Annotated in this window: 26 protein-coding genes; all 26 read right to left on the minus strand. The window is 59.5% G+C overall.

Annotation, left to right across the window (positions count from 1 at the left end):
• Positions 1-190: 190 nt before the first annotated feature.
• On the minus strand, positions 191-1,501 hold the full coding sequence (locus C4542_09705) for a hypothetical protein (protein ID RJO60357.1): 1,311 nt from the start codon (positions 1,499-1,501) through the stop codon (positions 191-193).
• Entirely contained in the window at positions 1,498-2,040 is a 543-nt protein-coding gene (locus C4542_09710) for a hypothetical protein (protein RJO60358.1), read from the minus strand. The genes C4542_09705 and C4542_09710 overlap by 4 nt, the downstream gene beginning before the upstream one ends.
• Positions 2,041-2,067: 27 nt before the next feature.
• Entirely contained in the window at positions 2,068-3,279 is a 1,212-nt protein-coding gene (locus C4542_09715; GenBank protein ID RJO60359.1) for a hypothetical protein, read from the minus strand.
• 20 nt (positions 3,280-3,299) lie between these two features.
• Positions 3,300-3,491 carry a hypothetical protein gene (locus C4542_09720; GenBank protein ID RJO60360.1) on the minus strand — a complete coding sequence of 64 codons (192 nt, stop codon included), beginning with the start codon at positions 3,489-3,491 and terminating at the stop codon, positions 3,300-3,302.
• Position 3,492: 1 nt separating this feature from the next.
• On the minus strand, positions 3,493-3,732 hold the full coding sequence (locus tag C4542_09725; protein RJO60361.1) for a hypothetical protein: 240 nt from the start codon (positions 3,730-3,732) through the stop codon (positions 3,493-3,495).
• Complete coding sequence (locus tag C4542_09730; protein RJO60362.1) at positions 3,725-4,528, minus strand: pyridoxal-phosphate dependent enzyme; 804 nt, start codon at positions 4,526-4,528, stop codon at positions 3,725-3,727. The genes C4542_09725 and C4542_09730 overlap by 8 nt, the downstream gene beginning before the upstream one ends.
• Entirely contained in the window at positions 4,525-4,755 is a 231-nt protein-coding gene (locus tag C4542_09735; protein ID RJO60363.1) for a hypothetical protein, read from the minus strand. Before C4542_09735 ends, C4542_09730 begins: the two co-directional genes overlap by 4 nt.
• Positions 4,756-4,877: 122 nt before the next feature.
• Positions 4,878-5,201, minus strand: coding sequence for a hypothetical protein (locus tag C4542_09740; GenBank protein ID RJO60364.1), 324 nt, complete (start codon positions 5,199-5,201; stop codon positions 4,878-4,880).
• Positions 5,198-6,574, minus strand: coding sequence for a hypothetical protein (locus tag C4542_09745; protein ID RJO60365.1), 1,377 nt, complete (start codon positions 6,572-6,574; stop codon positions 5,198-5,200). Before C4542_09745 ends, C4542_09740 begins: the two co-directional genes overlap by 4 nt.
• Positions 6,575-6,631: 57 nt before the next feature.
• On the minus strand, positions 6,632-6,823 hold the full coding sequence (locus C4542_09750; GenBank protein ID RJO60366.1) for a hypothetical protein: 192 nt from the start codon (positions 6,821-6,823) through the stop codon (positions 6,632-6,634).
• Positions 6,823-7,170 (minus strand): hypothetical protein, encoded by a 348-nt coding sequence (locus C4542_09755; protein RJO60367.1) that lies wholly within the window; start codon positions 7,168-7,170, stop codon positions 6,823-6,825. Before C4542_09755 ends, C4542_09750 begins: the two co-directional genes overlap by 1 nt.
• 4 nt (positions 7,171-7,174) lie before the next feature.
• The gene (locus C4542_09760) at positions 7,175-7,366 is read right to left on the minus strand and encodes a hypothetical protein (protein RJO60368.1); all 192 of its coding nucleotides are present in this window, start codon (positions 7,364-7,366) and stop codon (positions 7,175-7,177) included.
• Positions 7,367-7,621, minus strand: coding sequence for a hypothetical protein (locus C4542_09765; protein ID RJO60369.1), 255 nt, complete (start codon positions 7,619-7,621; stop codon positions 7,367-7,369).
• Entirely contained in the window at positions 7,614-7,826 is a 213-nt protein-coding gene (locus C4542_09770) for a hypothetical protein (protein RJO60370.1), read from the minus strand. The genes C4542_09765 and C4542_09770 overlap by 8 nt, the downstream gene beginning before the upstream one ends.
• Positions 7,819-8,007, minus strand: a complete 189-nt coding sequence (locus tag C4542_09775) for a hypothetical protein (GenBank protein ID RJO60371.1) — start codon at positions 8,005-8,007, stop codon at positions 7,819-7,821. The genes C4542_09770 and C4542_09775 overlap by 8 nt, the downstream gene beginning before the upstream one ends.
• Entirely contained in the window at positions 8,004-8,324 is a 321-nt protein-coding gene (locus C4542_09780) for a hypothetical protein (GenBank protein RJO60372.1), read from the minus strand. Before C4542_09780 ends, C4542_09775 begins: the two co-directional genes overlap by 4 nt.
• A complete protein-coding gene (locus C4542_09785; protein RJO60373.1) occupies positions 8,325-9,272 on the minus strand; it encodes a hypothetical protein in 948 nt (315 codons plus the stop codon).
• Complete coding sequence (locus C4542_09790) at positions 9,273-9,626, minus strand: hypothetical protein (protein ID RJO60374.1); 354 nt, start codon at positions 9,624-9,626, stop codon at positions 9,273-9,275.
• A 745-nt stretch (positions 9,627-10,371) separates the two neighbouring features.
• Positions 10,372-10,584, minus strand: a complete 213-nt coding sequence (locus tag C4542_09795; protein RJO60375.1) for a hypothetical protein — start codon at positions 10,582-10,584, stop codon at positions 10,372-10,374.
• 14 nt (positions 10,585-10,598) lie between these two features.
• Entirely contained in the window at positions 10,599-11,042 is a 444-nt protein-coding gene (locus tag C4542_09800) for a hypothetical protein (protein ID RJO60376.1), read from the minus strand.
• Positions 11,043-11,399: 357 nt separating this feature from the next.
• Positions 11,400-11,780 (minus strand): hypothetical protein, encoded by a 381-nt coding sequence (locus C4542_09805; GenBank protein ID RJO60377.1) that lies wholly within the window; start codon positions 11,778-11,780, stop codon positions 11,400-11,402.
• On the minus strand, positions 11,780-12,253 hold the full coding sequence (locus C4542_09810; GenBank protein RJO60378.1) for a hypothetical protein: 474 nt from the start codon (positions 12,251-12,253) through the stop codon (positions 11,780-11,782). Before C4542_09810 ends, C4542_09805 begins: the two co-directional genes overlap by 1 nt.
• 60 nt (positions 12,254-12,313) lie before the next feature.
• Complete coding sequence (locus tag C4542_09815) at positions 12,314-13,594, minus strand: hypothetical protein (protein RJO60379.1); 1,281 nt, start codon at positions 13,592-13,594, stop codon at positions 12,314-12,316.
• A 44-nt stretch (positions 13,595-13,638) separates the two neighbouring features.
• Positions 13,639-15,414 carry an ATP-binding protein gene (locus tag C4542_09820; GenBank protein ID RJO60380.1) on the minus strand — a complete coding sequence of 592 codons (1,776 nt, stop codon included), beginning with the start codon at positions 15,412-15,414 and terminating at the stop codon, positions 13,639-13,641.
• Positions 15,401-15,595 carry a hypothetical protein gene (locus C4542_09825; protein RJO60381.1) on the minus strand — a complete coding sequence of 65 codons (195 nt, stop codon included), beginning with the start codon at positions 15,593-15,595 and terminating at the stop codon, positions 15,401-15,403. Before C4542_09825 ends, C4542_09820 begins: the two co-directional genes overlap by 14 nt.
• 181 nt (positions 15,596-15,776) lie before the next feature.
• Positions 15,777-16,096, minus strand: a 320-nt coding sequence (locus tag C4542_09830) for a hypothetical protein (GenBank protein RJO60382.1), incomplete at its 5' end; no start/stop codon positions are given.

Consider the following 16,096-nt stretch of genomic DNA (forward strand, 5'->3'; position numbering starts at 1 on the left):
AGGTAAGTAAGTGTGTGTGCGTGAAACAGATCACGCACACTTACTTACCTGATAAAATCGGATATTATATTTATATACAGGCGATCCGAATATCCGATTAATATTATGGCAAGCCCGGCCGGCCGTCGTCATAGTTACTACTACCCCCTTACTGGTGCGCTTGCTAGCCGCAAATGTCCGGTTTTATGGCCTATCCAGCCTCCTTTCTCTCGACTGCGAGTAGTCCCCACATACTAGATTTGCCGCGGCCTTGGCCGCCTTCGATCAGCGTAAAGAGATCGGTGCGCCGTCGTAAAACACGATACACCGTATCCTCTTTACACCCAAGCTCATCCGCGAGTTCTGTGGTGGTTCTGGCTCCTTCTCGAAGTGCTGACTGGAGGCGGAATGATATTGACCCTCGAGCGGCAAGCTCTGCCACATCCCCTACATCAAGGTTACGTGGCGTTACCATGAGCGTTTGACCGGTTCCGATACCCCCCTCAAAGCCAAAAGTTAACCCAATTGGCCGGGGTTCAATCCGCCCCCGATTTGACTTCCGGTGATACAAGCCTAACTGCAGCGTGCTCGCCTCCGCGCTATCGCTCTTGCGCAGCTCCCACGTTGAACGGGCTAAGTTCTGGAACATAACGCTACCTAAAGGCGTCGGTCGGCTGCTGCCGTTGGCGCCGGGCAAAGGATCATGCTTTGCCACGTGCGCGAGCACCAGGCACGTTGTACCGAGAGAGCGCAGGGCGTTCATTGCCGCGATAGCAGTCTCCTCCTCACGCAGATTGCCGCCGGATGCTGGACCCAGACTATCTATCACGACAAGGCCGATGTCGCGGCGGGACACCTCAGCCCGCAGATACGATGCGTCGTTGCGTATCGTTTGCGACTGGCTGCGATACCAAAACGCTTCCGGCCAATCGATGTTCATTCCGAGAAGCAACGATCCGAAACGCTCGACCTGATCCTCTTTGTAGCTCTCCCAGTCCAGATATAACACGTTGGTCTTGCGCTTCACCTTTAGTCCGGCCGGTAGCCGACTGCCTGTTTGCACCGCCAGCGCTAACATCATTGAGACGTAGCTCTTGCCCACGCCACCATCACCAAACAAGATCGTGATGGTGTCCTCAGGCAGCAGCGGCTCGACAAGATAATCTTGGGACACTACCCCCTCCTGTGCAAGATTTATCACGGGCGGGCCGGCCCGGTACTGCTCTTCAGTGTAAACACACGCCACCTCAAAGATATCATCCCACGGAATCGTAGCTTCCTTGACACGCGTCCGCAGCTCAGTGACTAACGTCTTGCGACTACGAGCGCTATCAAGATTAAGACGACTCTTATGGAGGCGGCCCGGTTGGTCGGGCAACGTGCTCATAACAACTATCTGACCATACAGGTCGTGGTGACTCTCATACAATTGGGTCACGCCTACGCCAATGCCGTAGTCGTCCCACAGGTACAAGAAGTCATCCCCGTCCCGCTGGACACGGTATGAGCGTTGCTGGGTCATACGGGCAAGATGCGCCGCGGCGGGTGCGCCGGGTGTAAGACGGCGCCGGGCAAGCCGGCCTCCCGCGCTAGATACTCAAGCGCCCCGGAGAACGTGAGTCCCATGGACTCCATAACCCACACGAACGCATCTCCTCCCTTATCGCAACCGAAGCATTTGAAGCGGTTGTGGTCGGGAAACACAAAGAAGCTCGGCGTGCGCTCGCGGTGAAACGGACAGAGACCACGGTAGGCATTGCCGGCGCGCTTGAGAGTCACATCCCGACCGATCAGATCAACGAGATCAACTCGCTCCTTGACCTCCTCTGGATCGAGTCGCCGCGGCCCGCCCGCGCGGCGGGGTGCAAGATAGCCGTCGCGGTGTTTGCGGGTCTTGATCGCAAGCCGCGCGATATCAGCTAGCTCCTCCCAAAAGCCAACATCGCTAGCACCCTCCTCATTGGAGGTCCACGCCTCGAGCTCGAAATCGGTTAGGTACCGCCGCAGCTCGGGCAAAGTGAAGTTATCTACGAACCATGAGGCGTGTAGGTGACGCGTCATATGCCACTCCCCCGGTTATAACGAGAGTTACTCTAGTGGTAGCTCATCCGGAAAGACAGGCTCGTCCTCGACCTCGCTAAAGGCGCCCTCGGTTACGGTCATATCGGCTATATCATCACCGAGTTTGTCCTCTTGCGCTTTAATGCGATCCGTCAGCGCAGCCATTCGCTGGCGTAACTCCGCAATTGGCACCGGGAACGACACCGGCTCAATGTTCTCAACGCCGATCTCTCGAGCGTACCGGTACATGGCCGTCCAGTTCTCCCAAGCCTCTTGGAACTCCTTACGCTCAGCATCTTGTTCGGGATTGTGTGGCGTATTATCGGCCGGCGGCGGCGGCTTTTGCTCGGGCTTGGGTTTGGGGGATTGTTTCGGCTCTTGCTTGGGTGGCTCTTGGCTTGACGGTGCCTTCATTTTGCTCGCCGCGCAGCCGTAGCACAAGACCTCGTTGAAGCGTTTTTGGCTCCCGATCACGATCTGCTCGACTGTCCAGACCTTATCGCCCACCTTGACCGATACGACGGGCTTCTTGCACTTGTTGCATATCGGCTTGCCGGCGCGCGCTTGATTTACTTGCCGGCGCTGGGCGTTTGCCCGGCGGTCTACCGTGCCATTGTCGCCACGATCCGGCAACTCAACCTCCTCATAGGCCACAAGACCGGACACGTTGTATTGCCGGCGCAAGGCGAACACCTCAGCCACCTTGCATATCATGGCGCTCGGGTTGTTCTTCCAGCTTGGCGACTTCTCTCGGTTGTACTCGGAGAACTCCACGAAGCACACGATATCCGGACGGTCTGTGTGTCTTGCCCGCGCCCACGCCCCGAGGATCAGCGCGCTGGCCCGGTTGCGGTCGGCACGGAACTTGTGCCGCACCTGCCCTGACTCAGCATCAATCTCGAAGTCATCGCCCTCTTTGACTACGAACGACTGGATGCCGGCGTAACCGGGGTCGCGCATGGCGATCTTGAGATACCCGTCCCGGCCTGTGAAAATGGTCATGGGGTCGCCTTCGCGCGTGCGTATACACCAGATCTCGTGGCGGAATGGGTCTAGGTCGTAGCGCTGTGCGTGGTAGAGATACAAGGCAAGCTCGTCATCTGTGGCCCCCTTTGCCACGGTGGCCTTGATTAGCTCGACTTGGTCGCGTGTGAGCCGGCCGGCCATGAACGGCACGATGGCGCCGGCATTGTAGCTGGGGTCGGTGTACTCTGTAATAGCCCTAGTTTCCTCAGTCACTTTCTCCTCCGTAGCGCGAGTTACTCGTATATCGGCTTAGGCGGCGTGCCCACGCCGCGGTACACCGTGGGCGCCTCGTAGCGTTTGGCGTCCTTGCACGGTGATTTCCACATGTAACCACAGCCGCCGCACGTGCGCAGCAGGTATTCCTGACCGTACTCACGCTTGTAGCGCGTGCTGATATGTTGGCTCTCGCATTTCGGGCAACGCATGCTAGCTCTCCTGACGTAGTTCGGCGCGCCGGAACCAGCCCGTCCGGATGCCGCCTATCGCTTCATCTAGTTTGACATGGTAGTATGGTACTTTTGCCGTGCCCGCGAGCTTGACATCGACAATGACGCCGGTATAACCGATTGCTGGCTTGTTCCAGATAACGTCGGTGTTACCTATGCGCACGCGCTGGCCCACGGTTAACTCGTCTGGAAATAATCCCGGTTGCTGGTAGTCAGACACTCCGGGCCGCCTTTGCCGGTGCGGCAACCGATTGTCGGATGCCGACAATCCAAAGCACATCATCAGGCTCGAGGAAATCAAAGCACTTTGCCTCGTAGTACGGATCGAGTGCAAGGTCGCCAAATTGGGTTATGCGCGCCGGCTCGTGATACGGTTGCTTTGCGCGCGTTAGGTTGCACATGTAGCGCCAACCGACCGGCGCATACTTGTCCAGCCGGCGCTCCGGATCGGCGCCCACGGTCACCCCGAGCACCGGCGGAGAGTCCGGCATGTCCGCCGACACGCTCGCCCAAATGCCCCATAGGATGCCGGCCAGGCTCATGCCACTGCCCACCGGTACGACAATGCGACGGAACGCCATGTCAAGATTCGCAACCTGCCGGCCGGTGAAGTACACCGCGGGATCACACTCCATACCGAACGCCACGTACTCCCAACCGCGCTCCGCCGCGTCTCTTGCCGCGCGGCTGATGATCACGCTATTGTACCCCGGCCTATGGCGTACGAGCACGGCGCCCGCCTCTTGCGCTAGCCGCAGATCGGGTGTGAGTGGGCCATCGGGCACGTGCACGCGGCACGGCACGCCGAGATGGCGCGCTATGTGGGCAATGATGTTCACTTGCGGACTATGCCGGCTGCCGGCGGTCGTGATGCCGGTCCTCACTTTCTCGCACATGACCCACGCCGTGCGCGCCTTGCCGCCGCGCACGCCGGCTATTTCGAATAGGTCGTCCCGTTTCACCCACAGCGCGCCGTGCCGCTCGACCGGAGTTAAAGCCATCGGGTCGCTGATCATTCCCAGCTCCTTGATTCGCAAAGTGCATAGCGCGCGGCCGCCTCTCCGTTAGGCCAACCGGTGCAACAAGGATACGTTGCCGCGCCATAGCGGCTAAAGCTTCCGTATTGCACCTCTCGGTAGGTGACGCCGGCGGCGCAGCGATAGTTGCTGAACATGCCGTTGTAGTGCCGGCACACCTTACCGGCCATGGCACGGCGCCAATTCGGCATCTCGGTAATAGCCATTGCATTCTCCTTGTTGCGCTCTATCCCGAGTCGTGTTACAATGCTTGTGCTTCGTCCATACGGTCACTAATCCTCCTTGGCGAACAGCCGCTGTGGGTAGCCCGGCCCACAGCGGCGACCCTTTACCCTCCGAGTCGTGCTCGTAAGGCTCGCACCTCCTCAACCGGCAGCTTGATGTGTCCGACCGGCCAGTGGTTTACGGCAATCGCTAGTAAGCCGCGCAATAGCGCGACCTCGCGCTCTGATAACCAGATAAGCCTCCCCTCCGTGCCCTCATCTGTGGTAAACCGATAGTACAACATTTGAGCGCGCCGAGAAGGTGCCTCCGCGGCGCCTACTGGTGTCTGACCACCTGTAGCGTCACTCGCGGCCGACGTCGGCCCGGTAGGCGCGTGAAATGCCCTTTCCTCGGGTGTCTGTACCGGGATTTTGCCTCGCGCAGTCATGCCGACTCCTCCTCCCCGCCTAGCAACGGGAACTCTTTAGCAATCTTGCCAAGATCGCCCTTCCAAAACACTAGCACGTTTTGGTGCCCCTTCCCGAGCTTACGCCACTTACCGAATTGCTTACCTACTCTGAGCGGCAGGCTACCGACGGCGGTGAGCAATACCGCCTCGTTGTAGTACTCGAGACCTATGCCCCGCATTACGTTGATCGTGTCCCCTACAAAGTTTCGATAGGCGCCACTGCGTTTGTCACGTATCTCTCCTACGACGACCACCACGAACCGGTTATCACGAAGATAGCCAACCGCCTTCTCGAAGATCGTGCCGTACCAGTAGATAAACTCATCGTATGATTGCTTGGTCGAGCCATCCTCGCCCATCTCAGAGTAGATCTCAAGGTCGTAGTAGGGTGGACACGTGAACACGAGATCGAAGCGCTCGGTGGGCGTGATAAGCCGATCAAGCTCGTGGCTATTGCCGACCATCCACCGCGGCGCCGGCTTGTCGGCAACGCTGTTGCCGGTGACCTCAAGGGTGTTTAGAATCTCAGTCCAGTTTGCGTTGTTGGCGGCGACCTGTTCTGGGCGGACGTCGATACCGACGTAGGGGTGGCCTAGGTAACTTGCCACGAAGCCGCGGGTTGGGCCGCCGGTAAAGGGATCAAGGATTGACCCGTTGAGGGGAGCGAACCAGCGATACGCTAGCTCGCAGAGCACCGGGTCAAATATGCTCGTACCGGAGTACTTGAGGAGCATGTCGGTGGGGTAATCGTAGTCGTTATCGGAGGAGGGTGGGGAGAAGGCCATTTTGGTCTTTGCCCCGGAGGCGAGTATCTTGCGGCTGGTGTCATCAAGGTTCTCACGGTCGCCCTTGACCCAAGTTAGATTTTGCCCGACCTTGTGCTCACCGCGCATAAGGTCTTGTCCAAACGTGCGGCCGAACTTGCGCATCTTGCGCTCATCCTGCTGCGCCTCACGTTTCGTGCCCCGGAAGCCGCTCCACTCACTGGAGCCTGAGTACACACTCGAGGCACCACTCGGGAGCACATCGCCGCGGCCAACCTCACCGCGCAGGCCTAGTGCAATCCACGCTCGCTTGCGCGATTGCCAATAGCCCTGCCGCGCGTCGAGCACCGTAAACGGTGGCACGGTGAACGCCTCAGTTAGACTGCGCCGTGCCCCCGCCACCTGCTTCTTGAGTTTAGCGGAGGAATCGAGGACGATTGTGGCAAAGCCCGGCAACATGCCTTGTTGCCGGGCATCCTGTTCTGTTAACCGAGCGGGGATGGAGCGCGGGCCAGCCTCCCTCACTCCATCTGCTCGGCCCTCAGGATCATCTGCCACCAGCTCGCCCTCAACGAGCTGGTCTGTCACTTTTCCGCCCTTAGCCCGTAATTGGCCGCGTTCGGCCGCCCGGTCTGTACTATACCCCTAGCAAGGCGAGCTGTCAATAGGCCGCGTGTCTGCGGCGCCCAGCCGCGCCGCGATCAACTCGCGCTCGATTAGCCGGTTTACAAGCTCAGACATCGGCACGCCTATCTGCTGGCAATGCGCCCGAAACGCCTCGTATCGCGCCGCCGGCAGATATACGTTGATCTCCTTCCGGAGTAGTCTCCTTGGCATTAGGATAGTCCTAGCGGTTGGCCCGGCGTGCGGGCGGTGTCCATGGAGGTCACGAAGTTGGCAATGTAGCGAGCGAGATTGGCGGTCTTACTTGACTCTGGGTCCGGCAGCGGCTGGCCATGAGCAACCGCCTCTTGCATTAGCGCCTGCATAACACGCCAGCCCAGGTCGCGTAACTGCTTCTGCTCGAGTAGCTGAGCGCAATCCTCGCAGGCAACCACCCCGCCGGGGTAGCGCGTGGCCTCAAGGCCCTCCTCACAGAGAGAGACCTCCGCGAACGGTTTGGTGACAAAGAACCAGCGCGGGCGTTCGTCGCAGAAGCTGCACTTTGGTAGGCTATCACTCATTGTCTTACCTCCTTCTAATTGCGTATCGGATCGTGCGCACGAGGCCATACGTGGACAATCCGAAGCCCACGATGGCCATGGTGATGCCCATGGAATCGGTGGCAATACTCCACCAACCGCGCTCGAGATAGAGCAGCCACGTGGTCATAATGGCAATGACAACGCAGCTCACAAGGATTGCGATATTGCCGGCCACTTAGAGCCCCCATTCCTTCCACTTTGCTAGCGCGCAATCAAGCGCCTCTTGAAGCCGAATCGCCTCGTTGTAATCGAGCACGGCGCCGCCCGGCTTGCGCGTGATTTCAACCTCGATGAGCGTTACCGCCGGCAGCCTATCGTACTTCCTGCCTTTTGACTTGGCTTTGCGGTGCAAGATCTGTACGGTGAATGCGGGATCGTTTACCCGCAAGATCGACTCCACGCCGACATGGGCTAAGACCTCTTTATCCACCGGTTGCCTTCCTTTCCAATCTTTGGGCACACGGCTTGCAATACGCCTCGCCGGTCTGATACGCCGGGGTAGCGCTAAGGTCTTCGTAATAGCGGTCGCCCGGCGTGATCCAAGTCAAGCATTGCCGACACAAATGAGCTTTGCGTGCGGTGCGCCAGTGTCCTAGTACACCTAATTCGGGCTCGTCCTGCCTCTCTTTATCCACCGGTTGTGCCCTCCTCTTGCCGTAGTCGCGCTGCCTGTTGCTCGAGACTTAGGGCAATGTTCTCGAGCTGGTTGAGCGGGTAGCGTTGCGCGGCGTTTGCCGTGCGCCGGCAGTCCTCGAGATACTGCCGCTGAAGCTTTGCGGTCGACTCAAGCCATATTGCTATCTGAATTCGGTTCATTGGTTAACCTCCTTGCGGCGGCGGCGCTTGCGTGGCATAGGACCGGGGAATAACGGCAATTGGCAGCGCCGGGCGCCGCGGCCTAGGCCGAGGATCACGCCATGCCGCTCCGCCTCCTCCCTCCACTCCTCAAAGTGCTCTTGCGTGCGCGCTAAGGCCGCCTGTAGCCCTATTCCGTGGTTCTTGCCACCACATACGCACGTACACGACCTAGCCGGCGCCGGCGAATCATAACACCGTGCATCGCAGCGCCCTTGACTGGGGTAGCGTGGCGCCACTTTGGCATAATCCAACCGCCAAACAAGCAACGTCGCCATCTAGTCCTCCGGTTGCTCATCTCCGTCGAGGGACGGTAGCTCGAAGTTGGATTCAAGATACTCGCGCACGTTCCCCCACTCATCAGATACGAGCGTAAGCAATTGCTTTTCCGTGCGCTCTAGTTGCAGGTCCTCGTTCCATACCACGTCATCTCTGAGTTCTAGTACTGCGGCCCGGATTAGGTCGCTAATCACCGCCGGCTCAAGAGCGTCAAGCTCCCATGACCCATTGCCATACTCAGCAATGTACCCCATAGCCCGCGAGTCGGATAACTTGGCCGGGTTGGGCGGCGGGTTGTATTGCTGCACTTGATCCATGTTGAGCGCTAGCCGCCGAACGGCTATCTGGGTACCGCAGAACATGGACAGGCGCTCTCGGATATCGCGCGTCATGTCGATGCCGCTCGGATCGTGGTCGCCTAGGTGTAGCACGATAGGTCGTTGCCCCGCGCGGATGCGATTGATAAAGCGCCGCCCCGCCGACCACGCCTCCGACTGACTCACGTAGCCGCGACATGAGAAATACGGCACGTCAAGCTCCTCGCATACCCCGGCAATCACGCCCACGAGCGCGTCCTTTTCGATCCATACCTCCGGCCAGTTGCGCTGGTTAATCCACTTGAAGCGCCGGTAGCTTGACGATACCGCTCCGATAATCTCCTCCGGGTTGCTCCAGTGAGAGAGGCTGCGCACGTTGCGCGTGCGGTCTACGATGTAATTCCAGTCGAGTTCGCCGGCAAGACGCGCGTCGTTGACAATCGAGCCTAGTCGGTCGTACTCAGTATCTACGTTAGGGATTAGGGCGCGTCTAACGAACTGATAATAGAGCTGGCGAAGCGTGAGGTCGTAGCCCTGCGCCTGGTAGTCTGCGCAGATTGCGTTCGCTTGCTCTATCACGGCGCGCGTTGCCGCGTTGAAGCGTTTCGGGATGTAGGCGATTAGGGGCACTTAAACCTCCTTCGCTGGCTTTGCCGGCTCTGCGACCGCGCGCGCAAGTACGCAGTCGACGATTGGAGGGGGACCGGCCTGATAGATGCGCTCGTAACTCACAAGCAACCATCCCTCTCTCCCTTGCTCCTGAAGTATAGGCAATAGGCGCGTTAGGGTCGTCCGCAGCGACTTGTACTCGTAGGCTATCGGCGGCGGGCCGCTCTTGATTGATTGTGCATGGCTTAGCCCGGCGTGATACGCGCGGCCGCACTCGATGCGGTGCAAGATGTCGCGGTCTGGAAACTCAGCGTCGTACCAGCGCGCAAACTCCATGGCCTCGTTGCTCATTGCATCCCAGCTATCGCTTTGCACTCTCGTCCCCCTTTTGCTCGTGCTTACGAAGTCGCCCCTGAATCACGAGTACTAATTGATTGCATACCGGGCACAGGCGCCACATACCATCGACCACGGTCGGATCATGCGCCCACCAGTTGTGACCGGAGCCGGGACATAGATTCATGTTAACTCCCGCTAGGGTTGCCGCTCCCGCACATGGTACAGCAATAGCCGGTTATCACCGGCCAACCGCACTCCACGCACGGGTATATGCGAGGGGTATACTCAAGGGCAAGCTCAGTCTTCATTAGATCGTATTGCGCCGGGCTCGGCCTGCGCCGGGGAACCGACTGATCGTTAGCCATTGCGTGCTCCTTGTTGCTGCTTCCTGAGACGTACCATGGTCGCGCAATCCGGGCACACAAGAGCCGGATTGACTCGCTCGTAGCTGGTGAAGCGCCAGATCCGACTTGTCAAGCCGGCGACGCGGCTATTGGGTTGACGGCCGCACAATGCCGCCCCTCGCGGCGGAGTGCCATCTCGGGCCACATGCCACCACGCCACACCGACGTCGGACACATAGATCCAGCGCGGCATTAGTAAGGTACCTCGGTTCGGGTGCCACAGCGCCGGCATATGTACACGGCGACGCTGTTGAGCGGCACGGTGTAGCAATTGCCGTCGCGCGACTCCTGCGGCGTGATAACCATGAATCCCGTGGTATCGTATGATACGGGCTCCCAAGGCAAGAAGCAGCCGCAGCGCGAGCAACGTCGCCTAATCATACCCGGCCATCCATCTCATCTAAGAGATGAGATGCGCGCTTGTCTAGTATATCGGCAAGCTCCCGCAGTCGCTGGGTCTGCGATACCGATACCGGGCCGTTCATAGAGAGAGCGACGCTCTGGATGCCGAGCGCTACTCCTTGAAGGAGTACAGCTAGCTCCCTTGTGCGACGCTTTGACAGTCCGCGGCTATGTTTGAGGTCAAGCATTGCGGTATCCTTTCTTAGACCGGAGTACTTTCCGTCCACCGCGTGCCGTTGTCGGTTATCGTGATGTGTCGGGTGTGGTCAAGGAAGTAGCCATCCGTTGCCGGTGTTACCATCTCCACGCCGTGCACGTGGCGCAACTCATCTACCCTACCCTCCTCGCACTCCACGAGCGCCACGGTGTACTCCGTAAACGAACAAGCGACTCGTCTGTAATCGAGCCGCTCTCCGATAACATCAAGAAACGTAACCCGGCCGCCAGCAAGGAGGTCGATCCCCCCGTAGTACCGTACGATGTATAGGCGTCGCTGCGCATAGCGTGCCGCCAGGGCCTCGTGCTCCCGGCGGTTGCGTCTGTAGTCCTGCGTGTTGCGTATGAGATCAGCAACGAGATATGCAATGAACATGATTGATATTGCGGCCAACAAGATCGCCATCACCGTTAGCCACACTTCACTCATTAGTAGCCCTCCTCCCGAACGTACGTCTGTCTCTAGCGCAACAATGCCGGCATTATAGCGCAATAGTGCCGGCATTGCAATAGGCGCTTGGTAAAGGACGCCTAAATTTTCGCCGCTCGCTCCGCTTGTCTCACCTCATGTCGCTCTCTGCGCTCAGCACAACGCGCACAGATGCGCATGTGGGAGTGCAGTAACTTGGGCACGGTGGACGTTATCGTCCATCCGCCGGGCGGCGGCGGACTGCCACAGAGCGCCCCGCGGCGGACTTTCACCGGGTACTTCTCAAGCCAGCACCGACGAATGTAGTGCCAAACGGCATTATGGCTCTCACGTGAGACAAGCGCCCAGATACCTCCGCTAGCCACGATCCACGTCCTCCCAGCGAGTACCGCCCGCGTAGATTTGCACTATGCGCCGGCCGTCGGAGTCGCGGAAGCGGCCGTCTTTGGCCGGGTTGATTTGCAGTACACATGGATCGTTGCGCAACGCTTGCACTTGTTCGTCGGTTAGCTCGAACAATGTATCGCTAAAGTATCCCTCCCGCGCTTCTTTTGGCTGGCGAAACAGCACGATATGACTGTAGGAATCGAGCCGCTTCCCCTCCGGGGAAATAGTCTGATCTGCGAGAGGATAGTATGGGTTTGGTAGGCGACGGCCGGTCTTCGGGTCTCTTTGCTCGTAGCGGTCATAATCGAAGCCGGGATAGAGTTTGGTACGCACGACGTATAGGCGGCTCATTACCGCACCTCATCCGGATCTATGCCGCGAGCAATAAGCCACGCGCCGAGCGCCCGGACGGTATTCGGATCGGAGACCTCATCTATGGTATGCCATATGCCGGACACCGCGCTGCGGTAGATCGCGCGCTGCGGCGCGCCGTCGGCGCGGGCGCGACGCACTTCATCATCGATGTAATACTGCATTGAGTGCAGGAACGCTCCCCACGCTCGGATGAACGGGTAGTCGGATATCGGTATACCGCGCCGCTCGATCTCGGTCAAGACGTGGTCACGCAAGGCCTCCGCCTTGTCGCCCGTCCAATAGCCATCCGGCCGGCCCTGCATTGCGGCGTGCACAAGCTGTACGCACAAGTTATACACGCCGACGATACCCTCATCGTCGATTTCCGCAAGGTCTGCCGGCTCCATGGCCTCAACCCGCGCCAAGTAAGCATCCCGTTCGCAGTCGGCTATATGTCTGCGGCGTTCCATGGTTAACCCTCCTTGTCCTTTCTTCCCGCGCGTGCCGGGTATGCGCGCCCCACCGTGTTACTATGCCACCGAGCGGCGGCTCTTGCGGACTGCCAGCCCGAGTGCCTCAATCGGATTCTCCGTCGGGTCGACGCCTAGGCTCTTGCGGGTTGCCCGGAGTGACTTAGCATCCGGCACGTCCGCAATACCAACCTCACGCCCTGAGCGCGGCGTTTCCCCCACCTGCAGCAGCACGGCGCGGCAAAGTATGCCGAGGTCTTGCAGCGCCTTCTCGATCTGCTCCGGCGTTTGCTCCCCCTCTGCCGGCGTGATTGCCTTGCCAAGCGCATCGAGCGCCGCGTTGAGTTCCGGGTCGGAGTAGAAGTTCATCTGCTCCGTGGTGGCAATGAACGAGCGGAGGCTGTTGGCGCTGCGAGCCATGAGCTTGCCGTTATTGCGCTTGATGCTCTCGAGCGCGTTCACGGCCGTCTCGTACACATGGCTGCGCAATTGCCGCACGAGCTGCTTCAGAAAGGCGTCTACCTGCTCCTCCTTCTGCTCCCGGAACGAGGCGAGGATATCGGCATTCATCTCATCGAGCTTGCGCTTGCGATCCTCAAGAGCCGCCCGGTCTAGCCGTGCCGTCGCCCACTCGGTCATCTCGGTAGAGAGCTGGTCGGCGCGCTCGCCGCTAACCATTGCCGGCAGCGGTATGTAAGACAACTCGACGCGGTAGTAGAACGAGCGGTAGATCTCATCCGGCGTCCTGATCTTTGCGCTTACGCGCTCGGTAAACTGCTCGATGAACTCGTCCCGCGGCGCATCCGGCCGCATGCCAAGCCGGGTCATGCGGTCATACACGACGCCGGCTTGCGTGCGATAGCTGGAGATCACTTCTTGCCGGATGGCCTCGTACTCTTTCACGATCTCGTCGCGTAGATTGTAGTAGTCGGCCTCGTGCGTCGCGTTGCGCTCTTTCCAGAACCCGTACATGGTCGCCGGCACGAAGCGCCCCCAGCCGGTCTTGTAGCTGTAAGCCTCAAGACTCGTGCGCGCGGCCGCGTCGATTGCGTCGGCCCTATGGATGTACTTGAGGGGTAGCAAGCGCTTGGCGCCCACCGCTAAGAACTGCCGGATGTGCTCAAGCTCCGCCTCGTCGGTGATGTCGAGGCCAAGCTCCTCAGCGAGACTCTTTGCCGAGAGCTGCTCCTGCGCGCGCCACCGTCCTAGGTGCAATTGCACGATCACGCCCTGCGTCATAAGCTCCATCCAGCGCGGCCGCTGGATGGAGATCTTGTCCGCCGACTCTCCGATCTTCTCCGCAACTACGCCGCGAGCTGCCTGCACTTCATCGGGGGTCATGTTACTATCCTCCTGTTAGATTATTAGGTTATTAGGCTATGCGCCTATAGCTGGCGCCTACCGCGCGGAGCAAGCTGCTCCACGCGCTGATCGAGTCGGTTCCGGTCGCGCAACATATCGCGGTAGCCTTCCGGCAGCAGATCAAGGTCGTTGCACTCGCGGATCGCGATCATGGTCATATACTCAACGTCCGATGTGCTAGGCGACAACCGCTCAACGGCCTTGAGCAAGTAAGAGCCGTCAAGTGCAACCCAGCCGTCATCTTGCGCGATCTCGAGCGCCTTGACAACGAGCGCCTCCAGCTCCGCGCCGCTCCAGCCCTCGGTGGCTGTAAGAACCGCGGCTATCTCGTTTTCCTTCGCGCCGCGATACCCTATGCCGGCCTTCCGCATAAGTGCCGCCATGATATCCATGCGCTCGGTTACGTTCGGCATAAGGAACGGAATCTTCTTGTCGAAACGTCCCGGTCGCTTGAGCGCGGCATCAAGGAGATCCGGCCGGTTGCTTGCGGCTAAGAAGATCACTTGTCCTCGGTGTCCCGTATCGCTCATATACTCCAGCAGCCTACCGAACACGTTGTTCTGCGCTTGGCTACCACCGTCGCTGGCGCCCTCGCCGCGCCGCACCTTCTGGTCTATCTCATCAATGAATACCAGCACTGGTGCTAGCGTGTCAATACCGCGCAGCGCCTTTTCGAGCTTCTGCTCGGCCTCGCCTAGATACTTGCCAAGTATCTTCTCAGGCTTCAGGAGTACGCAATTGATGCCGGCCTCCTTGGCAACCGCCTCAGCGACCGCGCTCTTGCCCGTGCCGGCCGGTCCCGTCATTAGCACGCCCATGGGTACTCGCTGCCGGTTCCCAGCCCGGATCGGCTCAATCACGTTGCGATTGAAGAAGTTCTTGACATGGGCTAGGCCTCCTATCGCTTCCCAGCCGAACCGCGGATCGATGGGCGCCAGCACGTCGGCATACTCGCTGCGCAGGATATCACCCTTCCGCTCGCGAATCAGATCAATCGTCACGGTCTGGTCGTCGGTGGCGTTTGCGCGCAGGAACGTATCCTCAATATGGATGCGCGATAGGCCCGCGGTAAGGCCAGCTACATCGAGGCCGGCCTCGATCATAACGCCATCACCCTCGGAATTGTTATAGCGCTCGATGAGGCTCTGCACGTAGGCGCGCCGCTCATCGTAGTTCGGAGGCGGCACAAGGATCGACTCGTATTTCGTGCTAGCCGAGCGCAGGTCGGCATGGATCTCAGTTATGTTGTTCGCCACGAGGATCAGCACGTTATTGGATGCTGCGACCTGCGGGTCGGCGCCGAGCCGGGCAAGTGTCACCAGCGCGGTTCTATCGGCCGGCGACATGGCCGCCTTATCGGTCGCCGGCACGATTGTTTCAGCGTAGTCAATTATCACCACACATTGCCGGCGCGGGTTATCTCCTTGAGGCGTTCTTAGTGCCGTCTCAAGAAGGGGCAATGCTTGTGCGGGCTCGCGCGGCAGCTCCTCTTGTTGCCCGGCTTGCCCGTTGGCGGCACGGAGCGCCGCGATGGCGGGGTCAATGTTATCACTTAGGCCAATGAGCTGGGTGAAGCGCTCGCGCATGCCGGGCAACGGGAACGATAGGCCGGCAGCGCGGTCATAGTGCACGATGACCTCGCTATCCTTGAAGAGCTGGTCGAGATAGGAGTGCAATAGCACTCCCGGCTGCACGTAGTCTCGCACGCTAAAATGCAGGATGAACGCATGCCCGATGCCGTCGAGATAACGGCTGGTGAGTTGCTGTACCCATGCCGGTTGCCCGTTAACGCTTGACATCGACTCTTACCTCCTGGTCGTCATGCTTGTGCTGCTCCACGGCCGATATGCTATCGAACGTGATGCCGTCGGCCTTCAGGTCGCGGACTACCGCGGCAATCTTCGGCGCCGCCTCCTCGTACGTGCCGTCCTCGATGAAGAATGCCAGCCGGTTCTCGCTAACGATCACGCGCAATCGCATGTTCACTCCCTCCCTTTTGCCGCTGCCGGTGGACTAATCACTACACAGCGGTCGTGCCATGGGCAACCGTAGCAGCACTCGTGCTGGCGGCGGAGCGCTATGCTATTGTATGTGCCCATGCACGCCGGCTCCCAGCGCTCGACGAACGTGTTCACTCTACAGTGTTCACTCGGGTCCATGGCTACACCTCAACCGTTAGCACAAGTGCAGCGCCCGCTGTTTGCTCTTGCACTTGTCCATAGCGCGCGGCAAGCCGGCTCTTGACCTCTTGGGATAGCAAGGCGTTTGAGAGGCGCGGTAAGATTGCCTCGATCTGTTTCTTGATGCGCTCCGCGACGTCGGCCCTGGGATGCGACACGTACACCTCCCCGTTCCGGTAGAGCACGACGTCGGCTACCGAGCCGGCTACGAGTAGCTCAATGCGCTGAGCAATGGTGTTCGACTGGTACGTGCTGCCGGCGCTATAGATTGCTCCGACTTCCTTGTTGAGATAGAGCTTGA

This window comes from Dehalococcoidia bacterium (genome assembly GCA_003597995.1).
In the GTDB taxonomy this organism is placed as follows: domain Bacteria; phylum Chloroflexota; class Dehalococcoidia; order Dehalococcoidales; family UBA1222; genus SURF-27.